The sequence below is a fragment of the Rhizobium sp. LCM 4573 genome, assembly GCF_001854865.1.
In the GTDB taxonomy this organism is placed as follows: Bacteria; Pseudomonadota; Alphaproteobacteria; order Rhizobiales; family Rhizobiaceae; genus Neorhizobium.
This window is the reverse complement of sequence record NZ_MDDW01000003.1, coordinates 323,162-344,751: the sequence shown is the minus strand read 5'-3', so window position 1 is coordinate 344,751 and position 21,590 is coordinate 323,162. Positions and strand designations below refer to the sequence as shown.

Here is a 21,590-nt window from a genome sequence, read left to right as displayed (position 1 = left end):
TGGCGAATGCGGCGGTAGCTTTAACTGTAATCTCGTCGGCTGCTAAATGGTTGTCCTGTGCGGGCGGGTCGATGTATTCACGAGCCGGATCTTTCACTTAAACCTGCAGGCATATGGAAACTTCGCTTTATCTGCCCGTCAAACGCTTTCTTGAGAGGGCGGGTTATGCTGTCAAAGGCGAAGTCGGCGGTTGCGATCTCGTCGGCTTGAGCGACAAAGATCCGCCTGTTGTCGTGATCTGCGAGCTAAAACTGAGCTTCAATCTAGAGCTCATACTGCAGGCTGTCGACCGCGCAGCTGTTGCAGACGAGGTCTGGATCGCGGCTCGTGTCTCAGCCAAGGGTAAAGGTCGCGGTGCAGACAAACGTTACCGCGATCTCTGCCGCAGGCTGGGGATCGGCATGCTCAGCATTTCCGATACCGGCGAAGTTGCGATTATCGTCAATTCCGTAACACCGATGCCACGAACCAATCCGAAACGGCGTTCAGGGCTGATACGTGAACACCAGAGGCGACGGGGCGATCCGGCAGTAGGCGGGAGCACACGCGCCCCGATCATGACCGCGTACCGCCAACAGGCGCTCGGCTGCGCATTAGCGCTGGCATCAGGGCCGATGCGCGTGCGTCAAATCCGATCCAGCATACCGGATGCCGGGAAGATTTTGCTTGGGAACGTCTATGGCTGGTTCGAACGTCTCGAGAGGGGAGTCTATGGCTTGACCGGCGCCGGACGGGAGGCGCTGCAGCGATGGCCGCAGCAGGCAGTAGGCAAAGCGCGCGATTCCGAACCCGAGTGCTGGGCCGAGGGTGAGAAGGCCGATCTTGTCACAGGGACCATCAACGGCGACCGCCCGCAAGCCTGACGGCTGCCGGCGAGCGGCGAAGCGCCATCATTGCCCAGGCGCCGATGAAGGGACCGGGCGCGAGGATCACGAAGGGCCATTGCCAGCTGCCGAGCCACGCGGCGATGTGTGGCATCAGCCAGATAACGAAGACGGTGAGCGCAAAGCCGAGCCCCATTTGCAGAGAAAGCGCGGTGCCCACGAAGTCCCGATCCGCCAGTTCCGTCACGGCGGCGGAAAACAGCGGGGAATCTCCGACGATCGCCATGCCCCAGACGATGGCGATGAGGATGGTCAGCCAGATCGGTCCTGAAAAGGCAAAGCCGATGAGGAGGGCGCAGAGGCCGGACACAATCATCAGACCCGCCGTGGTGGCGGTGCGCCCAAACCGGTCCGACAGGAGGCCACCGGCCACGCAGCCGAAGAGGCCGGCGGCAATGGCGACAAAGGTGATGAGTGAAGCCATGTTTGGCGGGAGCGTGCCCTCGGCGGCGGTTCGCATGAAGATGAGAAGCCACGCCCACATCGCATAAAGTTCCCACATGTGACCGAAATAGCCGACATTCACCAGGAAAAGATCGCGATCGCGCAGGACGCGGCCGATCTGCCGCGGGTCGAACACGGCTTTGCCGAACGGATAGCGCCCCTCACGGGCAAACAGCAGGAAGCACAGGCCGGCGATCAGCGAGGCGGCGCTCGACAGGCCGATGACGAGCTGCCAGTCGATATGCTCTGTGATGGTGCGAAAGAGATGCGGCATGGATGAGCCAAGCGTCAGCGCGCCGACCACCGCACCGAGCGCGAACCCCCTGTTGCGCACGAACCATGTGGAGACGAGCTTCATCGCTGGGGGATAGACAGCTGCCAGCGCCATCCCGGTCGCAAAGCGGCAGGCGATGGCGCCTATGGGGCTGGGCTCCAGCAATAGCAGGACGTTCACACCCGCCGCCAGGACGGAGGCAGCCGCCATAAGGCGGTTGAGGCGTATGATATCGGGCAGGTTGACGAGGCTCGCCAGCAGTGCGCCCGTCACAAAACCGATCTGCACGCCATTCGTCAGCCAGGCGACTGTGCTGTCCGATAACTGCCACGCGGCCTTGAGTTCGGGTGTGACGGCGGTAGCGGAAAACCATGTCGTCATCGACAGGACGACGGAGATGCACAAGATGATGAGGACCGACCAGCGATTAGTGTTTGCTGGCCGGTCGACGGCATGGGGATCGCCGGTGTCGATGTCGGGCACGGCTCAGGCCTTCGCCAGGGGAACCGTGTAGACGGTCGCCGTGCCGCTCAGGCAGGTTTCTCCCGCTTCGTCGCGAACGCTGGTGACGATCTTGCAGATCGGTTTGTCGTCGCGGACCTCGGTGATCTCGACGCGCGCGGTGATCAACTCGTCCACCCCGACCGCCTTGACGAATTTCCATTCGACACCGAGAAAGACCGTTCCCGGGCCGGGCAGGTCCTCGGCAACAACCGCGTTGAGCATGCCGGATGTGACGCCGCCCTGGACGATGAGCTTTCCAAAGATCGATGCTTCARCAAGCGCACGGTCGTAATGCAGGGGATTGCGATCCCCGGTCATTTCGGAAAAGGCCTCGATGTCTTTCATTGTGGTGCGCCGCGACCGTTCGGCCGCGTCCCCGACCTTCGGCTTGCCTTTGATGATGCCGGCCCAGCCGTCCTGCTTTACGTCGCTCATGTCATACCCTTTCCTGGGATTGCTTCTGGCGGAAGGCAGGCAGGATGCGCCCGCCGATCCGCGTCGGGATCATTTCGACCGCTTTGCCTATGGCGAGCTCTTCTTCCGGTTTGCGCAGGATGAAGCTCAGCAGCGTCGGCCCTTCCTCGAGTTCGACGAGCCCGACGGCATAGGGCACGATCGGCACCCAGCCGGGGTGACCCGGCTTTTGGACGATCGAAAAGGATTTGAGACGGYCGCGGCCTGAGGCGTCTTTCCAGACGAGGTGCTCGCTCCAGCAGTGCGGGCAGATCCGGCGGGGATAGAAGACGGCGCCGCCGCACTCCTCGCAGTGCTGGATGCAAAGCCGTCCCTCCTTTGCGGCCGCCCAGAAAGGAGCCGTGAGCGCGGTTATGGTCGGGCCGGGTGTTTTCAGGAGATCGAGGTCCATCAGTCGGCTCCCAGAACAAGCGCTGTCGCTTCGCTGACAGTGGCGCCGTTGCCCGTGACGAGGGCGAGTTGCGGATTGGCGATCTGCCGGCCGGTTGCGGTGCCGCGCAGCTGGCGCACGGCTTCCACGATATGCGTCATGCCGCCGGCAAGGTCCGGCTGGCCGAAGCCGATCTGCCCACCATGTGTATTGAGCGGCGTGTCGCCGGAAAAGGAAAGATCGCGTCCCTTCAGCCAGTGACCGAACTCGCCCGGTCCGCAGAGGCCTGAATCCTCGATCGTCAGCGCGACCATGATCGTGTAGCAGTCGTAGAGCGACAGCAGGTTCATGTCCTGCGCGGACGTGCCCGACTGCGCAAATGCGCTGGCCATCGCCTGTTTCAGCGGACCGGTCGTCAGGTCGGGCGCCTGGGAGGCGGCACGGTGTGTGATCTTCTCGCCTGCACCGAGCAGGTGGACCATCGCCTGGCCACGCTCGCGCRCCCGTTTCACCGAGGTGACGATGACGGCCTCGGCGCCTGCGACCGGCATGACGATCTCGAAGAGGTGCAACGGGGAGGCGACGATCGGAGACGCAAGGACATCCGCGACGCTCGCCGGCTTGCCGTGGAATATGGCATCCGGGTTTGACTGTGCGTTGTGGCGGGCCCAATGCGCAATCCCCGCGAAATCCTCGGCCGTCGTACCGAAGCGCGCCATATGCGCCTGCATGAACAGTGCATAGGAAATATTGGCGCCGGATGCTCCGAAGGGTACGTCGAATTCGCGAATCGGATTGCGGTTCGGCGAACGCGGCGGGTTGTCGTCGCGTGCGTTACCGAGAACGCAGAGCACCGTCTCGCACATGCCGGCTTGGATGGCGGCCGCTGCGCGCCAGACCATGCCAGCGCCGGATGCACCGCCAAGATCGACGACATTGCCCATCGTCGGCTTCAGCCCGAGATATTCGGCGATTGTCGCCGGTACGTGCTGTGGTGTCTCTCCGACCTGTGGACCGACAAGAAGACCGTCGATTTCGTAAGGCTCGATGCGGGCATCCGCGACGGCCGCCGCCGATACTTCGGCGAGCATCTCCAGCGTGGTGATCCCTTCGGTTCTGCGCTGCGGCTTGAGTTCACCGATCCCGATGATCGCGCCCCTGGAGCGTGCTGGCGTCATGCCGCGGCACTCCTGTCAAGATTCCGGTACTCGTCGAGGCATTCCGGATTGGCGAGCGATCCCATGTTCTTGACCACGCCGCCCTCCAGAACGGTGCGGGCGGCACCCTCGACGCGCTTTCCGTTAAGAGTATAGGGGATGGCCCTGACGGCATGGATGCGATGGGGAACATGACGTGGTGACGCCATGTCGCGGATCTTGCGGCGGATCTCTTTCGCAAGACTCTCGCAAAGGCCCCCATCGTCCTTCRGCTTCACGCACAGCACGATTTCCTCGTCACCGGCAGCGGGTGCTCCGAAGACGAGGCAGTCCTCGATCTCCGGGAAGAGTTCGCATGCCGCATAGATTTCCGCCGTGCCGATGCGCACGCCGCCGGGCTTCAGCGTCGTGTCGGAACGGCCGTAGATCACCGCCGATCCGTAGGGTGTCATTTCCGCGACGTCGCCATGTGTCCAGATTTCGCGGCGCTGCGAGAAGTAGGTGTCGTGATACCGTTTCATACCGCCTTCGCCCCAGAAGGTGAGCGGCATGGACGGAAAGGCCTCGGTGCAGACGAGATCGCCCTGGCGCCCGAGGATCGGCGCATTGCGGTCGTCCATGACGGCGACGGCAAGGCCAAGGCCCTTGACCGTGAGGTGGCCTCGGCGCACCGGATGGATCGGCGAGCCGAGCATGAAGCAGCCGATGATTTCCGTGCCGCCCGAGATCGAGGCGAAGACCATATCCTGCTTGATATGCGCATAAACCCAGTCGAACTGGTGCGGCGAGACCGGCGCGCCGGCCGAAAGCACGGATTTCAGCGCGGAAAGGTCATGATGGCGCGCGGGGGAGTAGCCTTCGTCGGCAAGGGTCGACAGGTATTTCGGGCTGGTGCCGAAATGTGTGACGCCCGCCCGCTCCGCCGCTTTCCAGAGCGGGGCGACGTCGAGTCCGGTGGGCGACTTGAGGATCGGCGCTCCGTCGTAGAGCAGGATGGCGGCGTCGCAGGCCAGGGCCGAGACCAACCAATGATACATCATCCAAGCGGTGTTGGTGTACCAGCTGACAACATCGCCCGGGCACACGTCGCCGTGCAGCACATGTTCCTTCAAATGCTGCATCAATACGCCGCCCGTGGAGTGCACGATTGCCTTGGGTGCGCCGGTCGTGCCGGAGGTGTAAAGGACGTAGAGGGGATGGCGGAAAGGCACGCGCTCGAATGTCAGCGGCGCGTCATCGCCGAACGCCGCGTAATCGTGACAGGTGAAGCGCCCCTCGGCCGAGGCCGGTAAGTTGCCGCTGGTGAGAACCACATGCTCGACGCTGTCCATGCCACTGGCGATGTCGACGAGCCGCTGGGCGATGTCGTGATCCTTGCTACCATAGCGATAGGAAGCTGCCGCGAAGAGAACCTTCGGCCTGATCTGGCCGAGGCGGTCGAGAATGGCCGTGACGCCGAAGTCGGGGRAACAGGACGACCAAGTCGCGCCGATGGCGGCTGTTGCCAATAGCGCGACAAGTGCTTCTGTCCGGTTTGGCAGGATGCCGGCCACGCAATCGTCCCGGGTGACGCCGGCGCGGCGCAGGCCGTCCGCCGTGCGGGCCACCATGGCGCGCAGTTCGCCGCGCGTGACGGTACCGTGCGCGCCGGTTTCGTCCGCCTCGTGGATGGCGATGGCATCATCTTTGCCGCGCAGGAGGTTTTCGGCAAGGTTGAGCCGAGCGTCGGGGAAGAAGGCGGCACCCGTCATCGGATCGACGGTGCTCTCGACGAAACTACGGTCGCCGGTCTCGCCGATCACGCCGGTGAAGTCCCAGACTGCCCGCCAGAACGCGCCTTTGTCCGCAATCGACCAGCGATGAAGGGTGTCGTAGTCGCGCGGATCAAAGCCGTTGGCGCGGGCAAATCGCGCGAGTTTACTCGTTTCGAAACGCGCCTCTCCCGGTCGCCAGACAATATCCGATTGCATTCTTCCTCCTCCAGGGTCGGCTGCTTTTGTTGTTGCATAAGTACCGACCGATCAGTACAATGCAAGTCCAAAGTTGCGCTGTCAATGCGAAATCATGTCATGTATCGACGCTGGATGCGTCGGCGCATCCGGCGATTGAATTTACCGGGGAACCCAATGGAAGAGATTTTGAGCACGCCGCGGCCGGACGAGCTTTCCGAAAGCAAGCGGATGATCATGGAAGTGGCTGCGAAGCTTTTTGCGGACAAGGGCTATGGCAGCGTCGGCATCAGCGAGGTGGGCGATGTCGCGGGCTTCGGCAAGGGAGCGCTCTACTACCACATCAAATCCAAGGAAGACCTGCTCTTCGACATCATGACCGTCTACATGGTGGAACTGATCAATGCGGCGCGTGCCATCGAGATCAGTGGTGCGAGCGTGCCCGAGCGCATCCGCGCGCTGAGCCGCAGCTTCATGGAGATCATGTTCGCCAGCCGGCCGGAAATGACGGTCTGCTTCCGCGAGGTGCACGCCCTCAACGATGCAAAGCGCAGGGGCGTGCTGGCCCTCCATGCGGATTACCAGGACATCTGGATACGGGTCTTCCAGGATGGTGCGCGTCAAGGGGTGCTGCGCGCGATGTCGAAGACCGAGGTCAAGGCAATCCTCGGCATGTATTTCTACAGCTTCCTGTGGATCAAGGGCGACGGCGCGATGACGATCGATGCCATCGCCGAGGATTTCGCCGGCATTACCCTGCGGGCTGCGGGGAAAGGATAGACCATGGACCGGGAAATCGTCATCACCGCTGCGCGGCGAACTCCTATCGGCAAGCTGAACGGCGGTCTCGCCTCGCAGTCTGCGGCCGCGCTCGGTGCGTCGGTCATGGCGGCCCTGCTTGAGGATGCCGGTCTGGAGGGCGGAGATGTCGATGAAATCATCATGGGTCAGGTCCTGACCGGTGGCGCCGGCCAAAATCCCGCCCGCCAAGCCGCGCTTGCTGCCGGAATTCCCGTAAATGTGCCGGCGATGACCGTCAACAAGGTCTGCGGGGCGGGCCAAAAATCCATTCATCTTGCAGCCCAGGCGATCCGATGCGGCGATGCGCAGATCGTCGTTGCAGGCGGGCAGGACAGCATGAGCCAGGCGCCGCATCTCCTATACGGAATGCGCGAGGGCGTGCGTATGGGAGACGTGGCCGTCAAGGATTCCATGATCGTCGATGGTCTCTGGGATGCCTTCCACGATGTGCATATGGGCGTAACGGCCGAGCACCTGGCCAGCCGCTATCAGGTGCGCCGCGACGAGCAGGATCGTTTAGCGCTCGCCTCGCAGAACAAGGCATCCTCCGCGATCGAAGCTGGCAGGTTTGCGGCGGAGATCGTGCCTGTCACATATTCCACGCGTCGCGGCGATATCACGATATCCGTCGATGAACATCCCAATCCCCGGACGGATCTGGAAAAGCTCGCGAGCCTGCGCCCGGTGTTCGATCCGGCCGGCACGGTGACGGCGGGCAATTCCTCCGGCTTGAATGACGGGGCATCCGCGGTTCTGGTTATGTCGGAAGAGCGGGCCGCGGCGCTAGGGCTGGAGCCTCTTGCGCGCATCGCATCCTACGCGTCTGCGGGCGTCGAGCCGATGGACATGGGGCTCGGTCCCGTCGCTGCGTCGCGCGCGGCGTTGGCAAAGGCTGGCTGGCATGCGGACGACCTCGATCTCATGGAGGTCAACGAGGCCTTTGCTGCACAGGCCATCGCGGTCAATCGCGAAATGGGCTGGGATCCTGACCGCATCAATGTCAACGGCGGTGCGATCGCGCTCGGTCATCCCCTTGCCGGATCCGGCTGCCGCATCGTGGTGACGCTGCTGCATGAAATGACGAAACGGAACGCCCGGCGCGCCCTTGCATCCTTATGCATTGGCGGTGGCCTCGGCGTTGCGATCTGCCTCGAACGCTGACTGCTCGACATTTGCGCTGTCCCGGCCGGTCGCTTCGTGCGGGCGGGCAGATCTCCGTGTCCGGTTTCAGGTTTTCGCGGCGGATGGACAAAGGTGACAGCATGGGATTTGCAGATTCCTGCCGAATACTCTTGACACTTCTCACGGTCAGAAGCAAGTTGTACCGAACGGTCGGTACTTGAGTCGATCGTTGCCATCATCACCCTGACATGCAGCATCCACGAAAACCGGGGAGGAGGGCGCCTGTGTCCGCAGGCGCCGCCGGATCGTGGTGTCATGCGGGGCACACTCTGTGGGAGGAGCTATGACTTACAATGCAGCAGCGGCCGCGCCGGCCAAGGGACTGACCAAGGAGCATCGCAAGGTTGCGGCCGCGAGCTTCATCGGGACCGCCATCGAATGGTACGACTACTATCTCTACGGAACATGCGCGGCGCTCGTGTTTCCCTATGTGTTCTTTCCATCCTATGACCCGTATGTCGGGACGCTGGTGGCTTTCGCCACCTATGCTGTCGGTTTCGTGGCGCGCCCGATCGGCGGCGTTATCGCCGGGCATTATGGCGACCGGGTCGGCCGCAAGGCCATGCTGATGCTCAGTCTTCTGATCATGGGAGCCAGCACGGTCCTGATCGGGCTCATTCCGAGCTACGACCAGATCGGCATATGGGCGGCGGTCATTTTGTGCTTGCTGCGTATCGCGCAAGGGTTTGCCGTAGGCGGGGAATGGGGGGCGGCGGTGGTCATGGCGGTCGAGCACGCACCGGCCGGCAAGCGGGGCCTCTATGGCAGCTTCCCGCAACTCGGCGTCCCGGCGGGCCTGCTCCTGTCAACGGTCGCCGTGGCGATCGCCTCCGGCTCGATGGACAACGAGGCTTTCCTGTCCTGGGGGTGGCGCGTGCCGTTCCTGTTCAGCGCGGTTCTCATCCTGGTCGGCGTCTACATCCGCTCCAGCGTCAGCGAGTCACCTGCCTTCGAGGCGGTGAAGCAGAACAATGAGCAGGCCGAGCGGCCGGTGGTCGACGTCGTGCGGGGTGAATGGCGGATCCTGCTCCTGACGATCGGCATGAAGTTCCTGCAGAACGCCGTCTTCTATCTCTACAGCGTGTTCATGCTGTCCTACATCGTGAACTCTCTCGGCTTTGATCGCCAAGTGGGCCTGAACGCGGTCGTCATCTCGTCCATCGTCGGTTTCGTCACCCTGCCGCTCTGGTCGTGGCTGACGGACAAGATCGGCCGCAAGCCGGTTTATCTGTTCGGTTGCATCGCCTCGACCCTGTTCATCGTCCCGTTCTTCTCGATGGCACAGAGCGGGTCGATCTTCCTGCTGACGCTGGCGATCGTCATCGGCCTTAACGTGTTGCACGATTCGCTCTACGGCCCACAGGCGGTCTATTTCTCGGAGCTGTATGGCACGAAGGTCCGCCTCAGCGGCGCGTCAATCGGCTACCAGATCGGCGCTGTGCTGTCCGGCGGCATTGCCCCGCTGATCGCGACGGCGCTTCTCGCTGCCTATGACGGCGAACCCACCGGCGTGATCATCTACGTCTTCATTCTGGGTATTGTCAGCACCGGCTGCACATTCCTTGCCCGGGAAACCTACAAGGACAAATGGGAAACGGCGCCCGACTGAGGGGCAACGACCTCGATGCGAAGGGCCGCGGTGACACGGCCCTTCGTCTTTGCCGATTGTAGAGGCGGGGCCGCAACTTGACGAACGACGCAAAGCGCAAGATTGTAAATTTCTAGATGTAATCAGAAATGTGCCTTTATGGAAACCTTGAAGCCCCGGATGCGTGGCCGCCCGCGCTATGACGACCTCGACGACAGCGCGAACGATGCCTTTCAATCGATCGCCCTCAAGACACTGGATCGCGGCGAGACCGCGCCGCTCTGGGTGCAGCTCAAGAACCGCATCCAGGATGCGATCGCGTCGGAGAAGCTGCGGCCGAATTCCCGCATGCCGTCCGAGACAGCGCTTTGCGAGATATTCGATGTGTCGAAGCCCGTCGTGCGGGCGGCGCTAGGGGCCTTGGCCGCCGAGGGCCACGTCATCAAGATGCCGCGGAAAGGAATGTTCGTTGCCCAGCCCCGTCAGGACGTCGACTTCATGACGTCCAATCTCAGCGTCTTCGGTGACCTCACGGCCAAGGGGYATGTGGTCACGACCAAGACGTTCGAGTTCTACCGGGACAAGGCGAACGAGAGCGAGCAGAAGGTTTTCGGCATTCCGCCGGAAGGCGACGTGGTGCGCATCGAGCGCGTCTACTATTGCGATGGGCGCCCCATCACTCACACGCACATTTCCCTGCCCGCACACAAGGTGCCGGGCATGGAGAAACTCAACATCGACAACCGTTCGATCTTTCAGACCATCCGGGAAAGATATGGACTGACTGTTCAGCGCGCCGAGCGCTGGTTCACTGCCGAACTTCCGGATGCAACATCCTGTCTGCGCATGGGCGTTCCCGCAGACGCACCACTCATCGCAATAGAATCAATTGCTTACGACCATGATGGTGGCGCACTTGAATATTATCGCGCATTCTACAATTCCGCCGTCGCACGCATTCATTTGCGGATCGAATCCTGACCCGTAGACCGTTCGGTACAAAAAATTCCGATTTCTGGTGATAACCAGATTGACAGGCGCCATAGCGCGACCTATCCTGCTTTCAACGGCGTGAGGAGCGCCTGGGAGAAAGTTCACAGTTCAGATCAGCGTGATAACGCGGGAACGCACGGTTCCGCGAACCCCTGATCCATGTCTTGTGGGGATGCGGGAGGAAGCCATGGACTACCGAAACCAGTTCGATTTTTCAGACCATGTGGTCGCCGTCACGGGTGGAGCCAGCGGCATCGGCCTGGAAACCGCAAAGGCTTTCGCGTCCTGCGGCGCAGCGATCGCGCTTCTCGATCTCGGCGAGGCGGCACTGGAGACGGCGACCGCAGCGCTGGAGGCCTTTGGTGTCAAGGTTTCAACACATCTGGTTGATGTCACGGACCCGGCTGTGATCGATGCGGCCGCCGACGCAGTCGTCGCCGCGCATGGCAAGGTTACTGTTCTCGTCAACAGCGCAGGCATTGCCCGGCTGCATTCCGCCCTCGACGTTTCGGACGAGGAGTGGCGGCTTGTCATGGATGTCAATGTCAACGGCACGTTCTGGGCTGCGCGCGCCTTCGGTCGCCATATGGTGGAACAGCGTCAGGGCAGTATCGTCAATCTGGGTTCGATGTCGGGCCTGATCATCAATCGCCCGCAGTTCGCCGCGTCCTACATGGCGAGCAAGGGTGCGGTGCACATGCTGACGAAGGCACTCGCGGTCGAGTGGGTCGATAGCGGCGTGCGCGTCAATGCGGTCGCCCCCGGTTATGTCGGCACGGAAATGACCCTTAAGATGCGCGAGCGGCCTGAACTGTTCAACGTCTGGATGGACATGACGCCGATGAAGCGCTGCGGCGAGCCGTCCGAAATCGCGTCGACAATCCTCTTTCTTGCATCCCCTGCCGCCAACTACGTGACCGGATCCGTCCTGTCGGTCGACGGCGGCTACACCGCATTGTGAGCCCTTTCATSGATCAGAGCACTTTCAGCCCGACCGAACTGGAAAAGCGCCAGGCCATCATCAAGGCATGCCTCGAGATGAACCGCCTTGGCATCAACCAGGGCACTTCCGGAAATATCAGCGTTCGCCACGAGGACTATATCCTTATCACGCCGACGAGCACGCCCTATGAGAAGCTGACGACAGACAGCATCGTCCGGCTGGAAATGGACGGAACGGCGAAGGGTCCACTGGCCGCCTCCAGCGAATGGCGGTTCCATCGCGACATCATGCTGGCGCGGCCGGACGTGAACGCCATCGTGCACGCGCATCCGACCTATTCGACGATCCTCGCAATCATGGGCCTGCCCATTCCACCGATCCACTACATGATCGCCGTCGCCGGCGGCGACGATATCCGCTGCGCGCCCTATGCGACCTTCGGAAGCCAGGAGCTTTCAAAAAATGCTGTCGAAGCGCTGGAAGGCCGCAAAGCTTGCCTGCTGGAGCACCACGGCATCATCGCCGTCGGCGCCACGCTGCCCAAGGCGCTCTGGCTGTCAGTCGAGGTGGAAACGCTCGCGCGGCAATATCACGGGGCCCTGCAGCTCGGCGAACCTCGCCTTCTGTCAAAGGAGGAGATTGCCCGCGTCCTCGAGAAGATGGGCAGCTACGGGCACAAGGACTGACTGCGGCGGGCATCCCGCGCAGCAAATTGCCCTTCGGGGCAAAGGCCGGTCATCGGCGAAACTGGGACAACACTCGGGAGGAGAAGGTCCATGTCACAGACAAAGAACAAGAGCCGCCGCAATTTCTTCAAGGCGACAGCCGCTATGCTGACGCTCGCCGCCGGCGTCTGCGCCTGGAGCAGCGCCTCCATGGGGCAGAATTCCGGCACGGAAACGCTGTCGCTCTCTGGCAAGCGCATCGGCATTTCGGCGGTCGGAACCGATCACCACTGGGACCTGATGGCCTACCAGGGCATCATCGACGAGGTGAAGGCGCTCGGCGGCGAGCCGATCGCACTCGATGCCAAGCGCAATGACCAGACCCATGTCTCGCAGCTTCAGACGCTGATCGCGCAGAAACCCGACGCCATCATCGAGATGCTCGGCAACCTCGACGTCCTTAATCCGTGGCTGAAGCGTATCCGGGATGCCGATATTCCGCTCTTCACGGTCGATACGGCCACGCCCTATTCCCTCAACAACAGCACGTCGAACAACTATTCGCTGGCTTCCGAGGTTGCCTTGCAGATGGTTGCCGACATGGGCGGCAAGGGCAACGTGCTGGTGTTCAACGGTTTCTACGGCGTGCCGGTCTGTAAGATCCGTTACGACCAACTCAAATACGTGCTGCAGAGTTATCCGGACGTGAAGATCATCGAGCCGGAACTGCGCGACGTCATTCCGAACACAGTGCAGAGCGCCTATTCGAATGTGACCGACATGCTGACCAAGTATCCGAACGAAGGGGACATTTCCGCGGTCTGGGCCTGCTGGGATATTCCGCAGATTGGCGCGACGCAGGCGATCGAGGCGGCTGGCCGCAAGGGCATTAAGACCTACGCGATCGACGGCAGCCCTGAAGTCGTCGAAATGGTCGCGAACCCGGAATCGGCGGCCGGCGCCGTTGGTGCGCAGCAGCCCTACGAGATCGGCCGCTCGGCTGCCCGCAACGCGGCGCGCTACCTGGCCGGCGAGCATGTGCCGCCCTTCACCTTCGTGCCGGCGGTTCTGATCACCAAGGAAAACGCCAAGGAGACGGCTGGTCCTTTCCTCCCCAAGAAGGAAGGTGCGGCGAACTGAGCCGCGCTCGCGCCGTGCCGCCCATCGTGGGCGGCACGGCAAACTCTTTGAAAGTTCGCGGGAGGACACCATGGCGTCTGAGCAAAACCTTGCCATCGACATGCGCGGCATATCCAAGAGCTTCGGCGTCGTGAAGGCGCTCGTCGAGGCCGACCTCACGGTTGCGCGTGGTTCGATCCACGGGCTTGTCGGGCAGAACGGTGCGGGCAAGTCGACCATTATCAAAGTGCTGGCGGGCATCCTGAAACCGGATACGGGGACCATCCGCATCAATGGCGAGACCGTGTCGAGGCTGACGCCCGCAAGCGTCGAGCGCCTTGGCATTCACTTCATCCATCAGGACCGCCTTCTGGTGCCGACCGCCACGATCGCCGAAGCGATCTTCCTGCATCATGAACCGAAGATAGGTCCTTTCATCAATCACCGCGAAATGGCGCGGCGAGCATCCGCGCTTCTCAAGCAATATTTTGACCTCGATCTGCCATCCGGCACGCTCGTCCAGGACTTGACCACCGCCCAGCAGAAGATCGTCCAGATCACCCGTGCTCTTGCCCAGAAGGCTTCGGTGCTCGTGCTCGACGAGCCGACCGCCGCGCTGGTGAAGAGAGAGGTCGACAGTCTCTTCCGCGTGCTGCGCCGTCTCAAGGAGGAGGGCATCGCGGTCATCTTCATCTCACATTACATGAAGGAGATCGAGGATCTCTGCGACACCGTCACGGTGATGCGCAACGGCACGGATGTCGGCGTCGTCGACCCGCGAACCACTTCAATCGATGATATCGTCGCGATGATGATCAACCGCGACGTCGGCGAGATGTTTCCCCGGCGCAACAATACGGTCGGCGCGCCGGTTCTTGAGGTGTCCGGCCTTGGCTCAACCCCACATTTCCACGATATCTCCTTCGACGTGAAGGCGGGGGAGGTCGTCGGCCTGACCGGGCTGCTCGGTTCTGGCGTGAAGGAACTCATCCAGTGCCTCTTCGGCCTCGACCGTCCCGACCGCGGTTCTGTCACCATCGATGACAAGGTGGTCCACTTCCCGTCGCCGGTGGCGGCCGTGTCGGGCGAGGTGGCGCTCGTGCCCGAAGACAGGCGCGCGCATGGCGTTGCACTTGGGCTTTCGGTGCGCGAAAACATCTCGCTTGCCAGCCTCTCGCGCTATAGCAAAGCCGGCTTCGTCTCGCGCGCTTCGGAAAATGCATCGGTCGACGGGTTCATCCAGGAGCTTTCGATCAAAACGCCGCACCGCGATGCACTGGTCAAGACACTGTCGGGCGGCAACCAGCAGAAGGTGGCGCTCGCCAAGTGGCTGAGCTGCCAGTCCAAGGTCTACATCCTCGACGAGCCGACCGTCGCCGTCGACGTCGGCGCCAAAGTTGAGATCTATACGCTATTGAACCGCCTTGCCGCCGAAGGTGCTGCGATCCTTTTCATGTCGTCGGACCTACTGGAGCTCGCGGGCTTCTGCGATCGGGTGCTTGTCATCTATCGCGGCGAACTAATCAACGAATACGGGGTCGGTGAGCTCGACAGCGACGTGCTGCTCTCGGCAGCGTCCGGCGCAAGGATCTCCCCACGGAGGATATCGGCATGACCATGACCCCAGCAAACCGAGAATTGGTGATGAGCGGAGTGGAAAGTCCGGTTGTGACTGGAACGGCACGTCGAAAGGCACTCGGCACGATGCTCGTGCGGACGGGCGCGATCGGCACGTTTGCTGTCATCCTGATCTACTTTGCGCTGATGGCGCCGGGCTTCTTGAACTTCTACAACATTCTCAACGTCGTGGAGCAATCTGCGGTGCTCGGTGTTCTGGCCTTCGGCATGTCGGTCGTCGTCATCGGTGGTGGAAGCGATGTGCAGACCGGCGGCATCGACCTCTCACTTGCCGCCAATACCGGCCTGTGCGCGGCGGTTTTCGCCGTCTCGACGACGGCGGGTTTCCCGCTGCCTGTGACGCTTGCCATGACCGTCGGCACGGGCATCCTCGTTGGGCTCCTCAACGCCGTGGCCGTCGTGTGGCTGAATATCCTGCCGCTGCTTGCGACACTCGCCGTCATGAACATCGTCGCGGGTGCGGAACTCATCCTGACGCAGAACACCGTCGTCTCGATGGCGTCCGACTTCACGATGAACATCGCCGTCGGATCCTTTATGGGCGTCTCCGTGCTGGCCTGGTGCCTCATCGTCTTCACGCTCTTCATGATGGCGCTCCTGCATTTTACGGGCTCCGGCCTCAGGCTCTACGCTGTCGGCGGACATCCCGAGGCGGCGCGCGCGGCGGGCATCGATGTCGGCGCTTATGTTGGTGGTACCTATCTCTTCGCGGGTCTCTGCGCCGGGTTGGGGAGCATCCTGCTCGTCTCCCGCCTCAGCGCCAGTACACCTGGCACGGGAGAATTGCTGCTGTCGATTATCGCGGCAGCCCTGCTTGGAACCGTCTTTTCCCGCCGTTTCGTGCCCACTGCCGGAGGCACCATCCTCAGCACCCTGTTCATCGGCTTCCTCGCCAACGGCTTTCAGCTCCTCAACGTGTCCAGCTATTGGGTAACCGGTGTACAGGGCACGCTGATCCTGCTTGTCGTCGCCGCCACATCCTTTGCCAAACCCTCGGAGCGTTGATCATGAGCGCGCAAGCACAGTCGCGAGCCGGCAATATCTTTTCTGCGGAGAAGGTCTCCCGCTACGCAGTCGTCCTCGCCTTCGCCGGCCTGCTGGTGGCGTTCTCGCTGGCGAGCCCCACGTTCTTCACAGGGGCCAATCTCTATAACGTCCTCTTGAACAACGTCGTGATGCTCGCGATCGTCGCACTTGGCATGACGATCGTCATCACGGCTGGCGGGATCGACCTGTCCGTCGGCGTTTCCGTGGACATGGCGAGCATGGTTTTCATCATGTTGCTGGCCGCTGGCTATGGCGCCTTCTTCGGCGTTGTCGTCGGTGTGGGCGCCGCCGCAGCGGTAGGCCTTCTCAACGCCATTCTGATCACGYGGCTGAAGATCAGCCCGTTCCTGGCGACGCTCGGCGTGCTCTTCATCGGCCAAAGCGTGCAACAGATCGCAACCGGCGGCGGCCAACCGATCTATCTCGTGACAGGCGATTTCGCTTCGGTGTTCAACGCCATTGTCCGCTCGCAGCTACTCGGTCTTCCCATACCACTCCTCGTTCTGGCCGTGTGTGTCGGCGCCGTTTACTGCGCACTGCATCACTCCGTCTTCGGCCGCTATGTCCGCGCATTCGGCACGCAGCCGGGTGTTGCCTGGTATTCGGGCATCCGCGTGCCGTTCAACATGTCGCTGGTCTATGTGGGCTGCGCCATCCTGTGCGGCGTCGCCGGCATCCTGCTGTCCTCGACGGTGCGCTCCTATGTTCCGCTTTCCGGCAATGCATTCCTGCTCGATGCGATCGGCGCGACCTTCATTGGCACGACGATCAGCGCAGAGCGGCGCCCGTCGGTGGTCGGCACGCTGCTCGGCGTGGCGCTGCTCGCCATCGTCAAGAACGGTCTGCTGCTCGTCGGCTGGAACTTCTATTGGCAGCAGGTCGGCGTCGGCGTGCTCGTTTTCCTCATCCTTGCCCTCAGCTTCGGCCTGCGCGGCCGCAGCCACTGACATTCGGAGACTTTGTCCATGGCACGTTTTGATGTGAGTTCGATCGGCTTTTATGTCCTGGATATCCTGGGACGTCCGGTGACGCGGATACCGGATGGCGGGCGTGYGGACTATATCGAGGAAATCCGCATGACCGTGGCAGGCACGGCAGGGGCGACGGCCGTCGATTGCGCCATCCTCGGCCTTTCCACCCAGGCAGTCACCACGGTTGGCGATGACGAGATGGGCGATTTTCTCCAGGCCAAGATGGTGAAGTTCGGCGTTGATTGCCGGCTCGTCAGGCGTAGCGGCGAAACCCAGACCTCCGCGACCATCCTGCCGGTCCGGCCGAACGGCGAGCGCCCGGCGCTACATGTACCAGGCACCGCGGCCGTCTTCACCGTTGCGGAAGCGGACCTCGACGCTGCGCTCGACGCCCGCGTCGTGCATGTCGGCGGCACCGGCCTCCTGAAGGCTTTTGACGGTGAGCCGACGGTCCGTCTCCTCAAGAAGGCGAAGGGGCTCGGGCGCATCACCACCTTCGATCTCATCCAAGCCAATCCGGAGACCTTCGCGCTGGTCGAACCCTGCCTTCCCTTTATCGACTATTTTGTGCCGAGCATCGAGGAGGCCGGAGAGATGGCCGGAACGTACGATCCGCGCGAGGTGGCCCGCTTCTACAAGGCCCGCGGCGTCAAGAACGCCATCCTGACGATGGGGGCGGATGGTGTCTATGTCTCGCCGGAAAACGGTGAGGATTTCGTCTTGCCCGCCTTTGATATTCCCGTTTCGGACACGACCGGCTGCGGCGACAGCTTCACCGCCGGCATCATCGTCGGCATCATCAAGGGCTGGGAGTTGCGCAAGGCCGCGCAATTCGCTTCTGCCGTTGCGGCTCGCGTCGCCATGGGCCTCGGCTCGGACGGCAAGCTCGTTTCGTTCGATGATACGCTTGAAGCTATGAACAGCCTGCCCGTCCGCCGCAAGAACGCCGCGTGAGCCTTATCATTCAGGAGTGGAATACCATGCAGATCATGCCAACAGGCAGCGTTGCCGTCGTCACCGGGGCAAGCAGGGGCATCGGCCGGGCCATCGCTGTCGGCCTTGCGGAATTCGGCTACGACGTCGCGATCCTCGACCTCGGCGCACAACGCGCAGCCCTCGACGAAACGGCTGCGGAAATCCGGGCTGTCGGCCGCAGGGCCTTCCTGCACGAACTCGACGTGACCTCGAAGCCGCAGATCGAGGCGACGGTGAAGACGATCCTCGGCGAAGCCGGCGGCATCGACGTTCTTGTCAACAATGCCGGCATCCTCAAACCGTCGACGCTGGAGGACCTCAGCGAAAAGGACTGGGAGGCTCATTTCGACGTCAACGCCAAGGGCGTGCTTTTGATGTGCCAGGCGGTGCTGCCGCACATGCGCTCGAAAAAGAGCGGGCGCATCATCAACATTGCCTCGATCGCCGGCCGTCAGGGTGTCGCGACGCAGGGCCATTATGCTGCGACGAAATCGACCGTCATCACGCTGACGCGCGTGCTTGCGCAGGAGGTCGGCATGGACGGCATCACCGTCAACGCCATCTGCCCGGGCATCATCCTCACCGAAATGGGCAAGAACAATCTCGGCAGCGATGAGGCCATCCATCACTGGGAGACTGTCGCATCGTTGAAGCGGCTCGGCTATCCCGATGACATTATCGGCCCCGTCCGTTTCTTCGCTTCCAACCAGTCGGACTTCGTGACGGGCCAGTCGCTCAATGTCTGCGGCGGCATCTATTTCCACTGACGGAACGCAGCGCGGTACCATCGCGCCTTCCCGCCCATCCTATCGAGGACTGTCATGCACGCGAACGCTTTGAAATTCCTGATCAACGGAACCTGGGTCGAGCCGATCGGTACCGGCCGCCATACGGTCATCAACCCTGCCACCGAGGAGGCAATCTGCGAGATCGCGATGGGCGATGCGAACGACGTCGATCGCGCCGTAGCAGCGGCCAAGGCTGCCTTTTCGTCCTATTCGATGACAACACCGGCAGAGCGTCGACGTCTGCTACAGCGCCTTCTCGAACTCTACAACGAGAACTACAACGAGATTGCGGCGATGATGACTGAGGAGATGGGCACGACCGCGAGCTTTTCGCAATCAGCGCAGGCTTGGGTCGGCCGCGCGCATCTCGAAACCATCATTGATGTGCTCGCCACCTATCGGTTCGAGGAGCTAAGAGACGACGTCCAGATCTCACGCGAGGCTGTTGGCGTCTGCGGCCTGATCACCCCGTGGAACTGGCCGATGAATCAGCTGGTGGTGAAGGTCGTACCGGCGCTGGCCGCGGGCTGTACGATGGTCGTTAAACCCAGTGAATATTCGCCGCTCAGCTCCATCCGCTTCAGCGAACTGGTGAACGAGGCGGGCTTCCCGCCTGGCGTTTACAATTACATCAACGGTGAGGGCCAGATCGTGGGCGAGGCGATGTCGCGCCATCCGGATATCGACATGATGTCGATCACGGGATCGACCCGTGCGGGTATCGCCGTCGCAAAGGCCTCCGCAGACACAATCAAGCGCGTGCACCAGGAGCTCGGCGGCAAGTCGGCCAATATTATCCTGCCGGACGCCGATTTCGAGGAAGCCATCGTTCGCGGCGTGCACGGCTGCTACACGAACTGCGGCCAGGCCTGCAAGGCGCCCACCCGCATGCTGGTGCCGCACGACAGGATGGAAGAGGCCGCCCACATCGCCGCCCGCACGGCCGATGCGATCCGCGTGGGCGCGCCCAGCGATCCCGCTTCGGAACAGGGGCCGGTGGTCAACCGCCAGCAATACGAGCGCATCCAAGCGCTCATCGAAAGCGGGATTTCGGAAGGCGCTCGTCTTGTCGCGGGTGGTCTGGGCCGCCCGCAGGGCCTAAATCGTGGCTACTATGTGCGCCCGACCGTTTTTTCCCATGTGACGCCGGATATGACGATCGCGCGCGAGGAGATCTTCGGCCCCGTTCTGTCGATCCTCGGCTATACGGACGAAGACGATGCCGTGCGAATAGCCAACGACACGATCTATGGTCTCGCCGGCTATATTCAGACGAAGGACAATGCCGCGGCTCGTCGGATCGCGCGGCAGCTGCGCGTCGGAATGGTCTATATCAACGATGCCGACTGGGATGCCGCATCCCCATTCGGCGGCTTCAAGCAGTCGGGCAACGGCCGCGAGCACGGTGAATTCGGCCTTGCGGATTTTCTGGAGATCAAGGCGACCGGGGGCTATCAGATTGCCTAGACCGGAGTTGAGCAGATCGGTTTTTCGCGTTGGTGCCTCCTGGAATTGGTTCATGCAAATGAAAATAGCCCTGCATTTTGACCATGCCGACCTCCTGCCGGTTGCTTGGCTCTGCTCAGTAGAGGTGGAAGAATTCCGCCTCCGCCAACAGCAGATTTTGCCGAAGGGTTTCAGCGATTGCGCACGCATCTACGAAAGCGGCAAACCTATTTGCAAACAGGCCTAGAGTAAGTCCGCATCCATTTCCGCAAGTGCAGAGAGTGCTTCACTTCGTTTTTCATCTCGGGCTTTTTTATAAGCAAACAGTCGATCCGCGTTGATCCGCCTATGCCGTCCCGCAAGGGTGTGTTCGATTTCACCCTTCTCAAGAAGGGATATCAAATACGGACGGGAGACATTAAGGATATCAGCTGCTTGTTGCGTTGTGAGCATCTGGTTTACCGGAACAAGAATCACAGCGTCACCCTTCCAATATGACGCAGTAACTCCAACAACAGGCTGGATAATGCCGGCGTGAGCGTGACCTCAAACGACTCTTTGGTTGTGTCATCGCCGCCCGGCAGCAATTGGCAATCGGTCGGTGGTGTCTCTGACCGCATTTCTGCTAAAGCTGGGGAAGCAAATCGCCTGCGATGTCACCAGCTGCGAGCTGTGGACGGCGCAGCGGGCTGATGGGCCTCCCGCTCATCGGCCTCTTGTCTTGAAGAGGAAGCTTAGGGTGGGCACCGACCTAGACACAGTGCGGTCCTATGATGCGGTCGCGGCTAAGTACGCTGCCGAGGCTGCGGCGATGCCCGAATGGGTCGCGTCAGAGATCGATGCGTTCGTGTCCGGGCTGGGCGGCTCGGGTAGGGTGCTGGAGATTGGAAGCGGTGGCGGGAGAGATGCACTTGAGCTTGAGAAGCGGGGAATTAGCGTCAGGCGTACCGACATCTCGAAGGGTTTCGTCGAACTGCTTCGCGAGAGTGGCTTCGAGGCTGACCTGTTGGATCCGCTGACTGAGGACTTGGCCGACCCGCAGCGCCCCGGCATGCCGTATGACGGGATCTGGGCCTGTGYCTGCCTGATTCATGTTGCGCGCGAGGATTTCGGCACGGTGCTTGGACGGCTTGCCGAAGCGACCCGGACCGGCGGCCGGCTACACGCCTCGGTAAGAGAGGGCGACGGCGAGGATGTGTCCACGCATGGCAGTGCTGCAGCGCCTCGGCGCTACGTTGAGACGTACTGGCGCGAATCTGCCCTGCGGAGCGCACTCACAGACGCCGACTGGATCGTCAGCGAGATACGTCGGTGCGTCGGAAGGCCTCATGATCGATGGCTGAGCGTTCGGGCGAGGCGGGCGTGACGCCCACAGAAC

Annotated in this window: 21 protein-coding genes and 1 pseudogene; 16 read left to right on the top strand and 6 right to left on the bottom strand. The window is 62.0% G+C overall.

From position 1 onward, the window contains the following. Positions 1 to 113: 113 nt before the first annotated feature. A complete protein-coding gene (locus tag LCM4573_RS08440; protein ID WP_083347361.1) occupies positions 114 to 863 on the top strand; it encodes a DUF2161 domain-containing phosphodiesterase in 750 nt (249 codons plus the stop codon). Here the strand turns inward: LCM4573_RS08440 and LCM4573_RS08435 are convergent. The 5 genes from LCM4573_RS08435 to LCM4573_RS08415 are packed head-to-tail and all read right to left on the bottom strand — an operon-like array spanning position 838 to position 6,077. Beyond that, positions 838 to 2,085: a nitrate/nitrite transporter gene (locus tag LCM4573_RS08435; RefSeq protein WP_244505267.1), complete on the bottom strand. Its 1,248-nt coding sequence runs from the start codon at positions 2,083 to 2,085 to the stop codon at positions 838 to 840. The two genes, LCM4573_RS08440 and LCM4573_RS08435, sit on opposite strands and share 26 nt — an antisense overlap. A gap of 3 nt (positions 2,086 to 2,088) precedes the next feature. Then, a complete protein-coding gene (locus tag LCM4573_RS08430) occupies positions 2,089 to 2,541 on the bottom strand; it encodes a MaoC family dehydratase (protein WP_071005804.1) in 453 nt (150 codons plus the stop codon). A gap of 1 nt (position 2,542) precedes the next feature. Next, positions 2,543 to 2,971, bottom strand: coding sequence for a Zn-ribbon domain-containing OB-fold protein (locus LCM4573_RS08425; RefSeq protein ID WP_071005803.1), 429 nt, complete (start codon positions 2,969 to 2,971; stop codon positions 2,543 to 2,545). Beyond that, the gene (locus tag LCM4573_RS08420) at positions 2,971 to 4,128 is read right to left on the bottom strand and encodes a thiolase family protein (RefSeq protein ID WP_071005802.1); all 1,158 of its coding nucleotides are present in this window, start codon (positions 4,126 to 4,128) and stop codon (positions 2,971 to 2,973) included. The genes LCM4573_RS08425 and LCM4573_RS08420 overlap by 1 nt, the downstream gene beginning before the upstream one ends. After that, on the bottom strand, positions 4,125 to 6,077 hold the full coding sequence (locus tag LCM4573_RS08415) for an acetoacetate--CoA ligase (protein WP_071005801.1): 1,953 nt from the start codon (positions 6,075 to 6,077) through the stop codon (positions 4,125 to 4,127). Before LCM4573_RS08415 ends, LCM4573_RS08420 begins: the two co-directional genes overlap by 4 nt. A 156-nt stretch (positions 6,078 to 6,233) precedes the next feature. On the opposite strand from LCM4573_RS08415, the gene LCM4573_RS08410 reads away from it, so the two are divergent. From LCM4573_RS08410 to LCM4573_RS28060, 14 genes are all read left to right on the top strand, one after another. Further along, a complete protein-coding gene (locus LCM4573_RS08410) occupies positions 6,234 to 6,836 on the top strand; it encodes a TetR/AcrR family transcriptional regulator (protein WP_071005800.1) in 603 nt (200 codons plus the stop codon). A 3-nt stretch (positions 6,837 to 6,839) separates the two neighbouring features. Further along, entirely contained in the window at positions 6,840 to 8,018 is a 1,179-nt protein-coding gene (locus LCM4573_RS08405; RefSeq protein WP_071005799.1) for an acetyl-CoA C-acetyltransferase, read from the top strand. A gap of 304 nt (positions 8,019 to 8,322) precedes the next feature. Next, complete coding sequence (locus LCM4573_RS08400) at positions 8,323 to 9,648, top strand: MFS transporter (protein WP_071005798.1); 1,326 nt, start codon at positions 8,323 to 8,325, stop codon at positions 9,646 to 9,648. A 138-nt stretch (positions 9,649 to 9,786) separates the two neighbouring features. Continuing rightward, positions 9,787 to 10,608: a GntR family transcriptional regulator gene (locus LCM4573_RS08395; RefSeq protein WP_244505266.1), complete on the top strand. Its 822-nt coding sequence runs from the start codon at positions 9,787 to 9,789 to the stop codon at positions 10,606 to 10,608. A gap of 199 nt (positions 10,609 to 10,807) precedes the next feature. Further along, positions 10,808 to 11,581: an SDR family NAD(P)-dependent oxidoreductase gene (locus tag LCM4573_RS08390; protein ID WP_071005796.1), complete on the top strand. Its 774-nt coding sequence runs from the start codon at positions 10,808 to 10,810 to the stop codon at positions 11,579 to 11,581. Next, entirely contained in the window at positions 11,578 to 12,249 is a 672-nt protein-coding gene (locus LCM4573_RS08385) for a class II aldolase/adducin family protein (protein ID WP_274534846.1), read from the top strand. The genes LCM4573_RS08390 and LCM4573_RS08385 overlap by 4 nt, the downstream gene beginning before the upstream one ends. Positions 12,250 to 12,339: 90 nt before the next feature. Beyond that, positions 12,340 to 13,368, top strand: a complete 1,029-nt coding sequence (locus LCM4573_RS08380) for a sugar ABC transporter substrate-binding protein (protein ID WP_071005795.1) — start codon at positions 12,340 to 12,342, stop codon at positions 13,366 to 13,368. 70 nt (positions 13,369 to 13,438) lie between these two features. After that, positions 13,439 to 14,962, top strand: coding sequence for a sugar ABC transporter ATP-binding protein (locus LCM4573_RS08375; RefSeq protein WP_071005794.1), 1,524 nt, complete (start codon positions 13,439 to 13,441; stop codon positions 14,960 to 14,962). Then, on the top strand, positions 14,959 to 15,990 hold the full coding sequence (locus LCM4573_RS08370; protein ID WP_071005793.1) for an ABC transporter permease: 1,032 nt from the start codon (positions 14,959 to 14,961) through the stop codon (positions 15,988 to 15,990). Before LCM4573_RS08375 ends, LCM4573_RS08370 begins: the two co-directional genes overlap by 4 nt. Positions 15,991 to 15,992: 2 nt before the next feature. After that, entirely contained in the window at positions 15,993 to 16,979 is a 987-nt protein-coding gene (locus LCM4573_RS08365) for an ABC transporter permease (RefSeq protein WP_071005792.1), read from the top strand. Between the two features lie 18 nt (positions 16,980 to 16,997). Beyond that, complete coding sequence (locus LCM4573_RS08360; RefSeq protein WP_071005791.1) at positions 16,998 to 17,957, top strand: carbohydrate kinase family protein; 960 nt, start codon at positions 16,998 to 17,000, stop codon at positions 17,955 to 17,957. Then, the gene (locus LCM4573_RS08355; protein ID WP_338012577.1) at positions 17,954 to 18,745 is read left to right on the top strand and encodes an SDR family NAD(P)-dependent oxidoreductase; all 792 of its coding nucleotides are present in this window, start codon (positions 17,954 to 17,956) and stop codon (positions 18,743 to 18,745) included. Before LCM4573_RS08360 ends, LCM4573_RS08355 begins: the two co-directional genes overlap by 4 nt. Before the next feature lie 54 nt (positions 18,746 to 18,799). Continuing rightward, a complete protein-coding gene (locus tag LCM4573_RS08350) occupies positions 18,800 to 20,233 on the top strand; it encodes an aldehyde dehydrogenase family protein (protein WP_071005790.1) in 1,434 nt (477 codons plus the stop codon). Between the two features lie 52 nt (positions 20,234 to 20,285). Continuing rightward, positions 20,286 to 20,459, top strand: a complete 174-nt coding sequence (locus tag LCM4573_RS28060) for a hypothetical protein (RefSeq protein ID WP_157895496.1) — start codon at positions 20,286 to 20,288, stop codon at positions 20,457 to 20,459. Here the strand turns inward: LCM4573_RS28060 and LCM4573_RS28850 are convergent. Beyond that, positions 20,456 to 20,760 (bottom strand): annotated as a pseudogene (locus LCM4573_RS28850) (excisionase family DNA-binding protein); the annotation flags it as partial. The gene LCM4573_RS28060 and the pseudogene LCM4573_RS28850 sit on opposite strands and share 4 nt — an antisense overlap. A gap of 191 nt (positions 20,761 to 20,951) precedes the next feature. On the opposite strand from LCM4573_RS28850, the gene LCM4573_RS08340 reads away from it, so the two are divergent. Beyond that, entirely contained in the window at positions 20,952 to 21,578 is a 627-nt protein-coding gene (locus LCM4573_RS08340) for a bifunctional 2-polyprenyl-6-hydroxyphenol methylase/3-demethylubiquinol 3-O-methyltransferase UbiG (protein WP_071005789.1), read from the top strand. Positions 21,579 to 21,590: the final 12 nt, after the last annotated feature.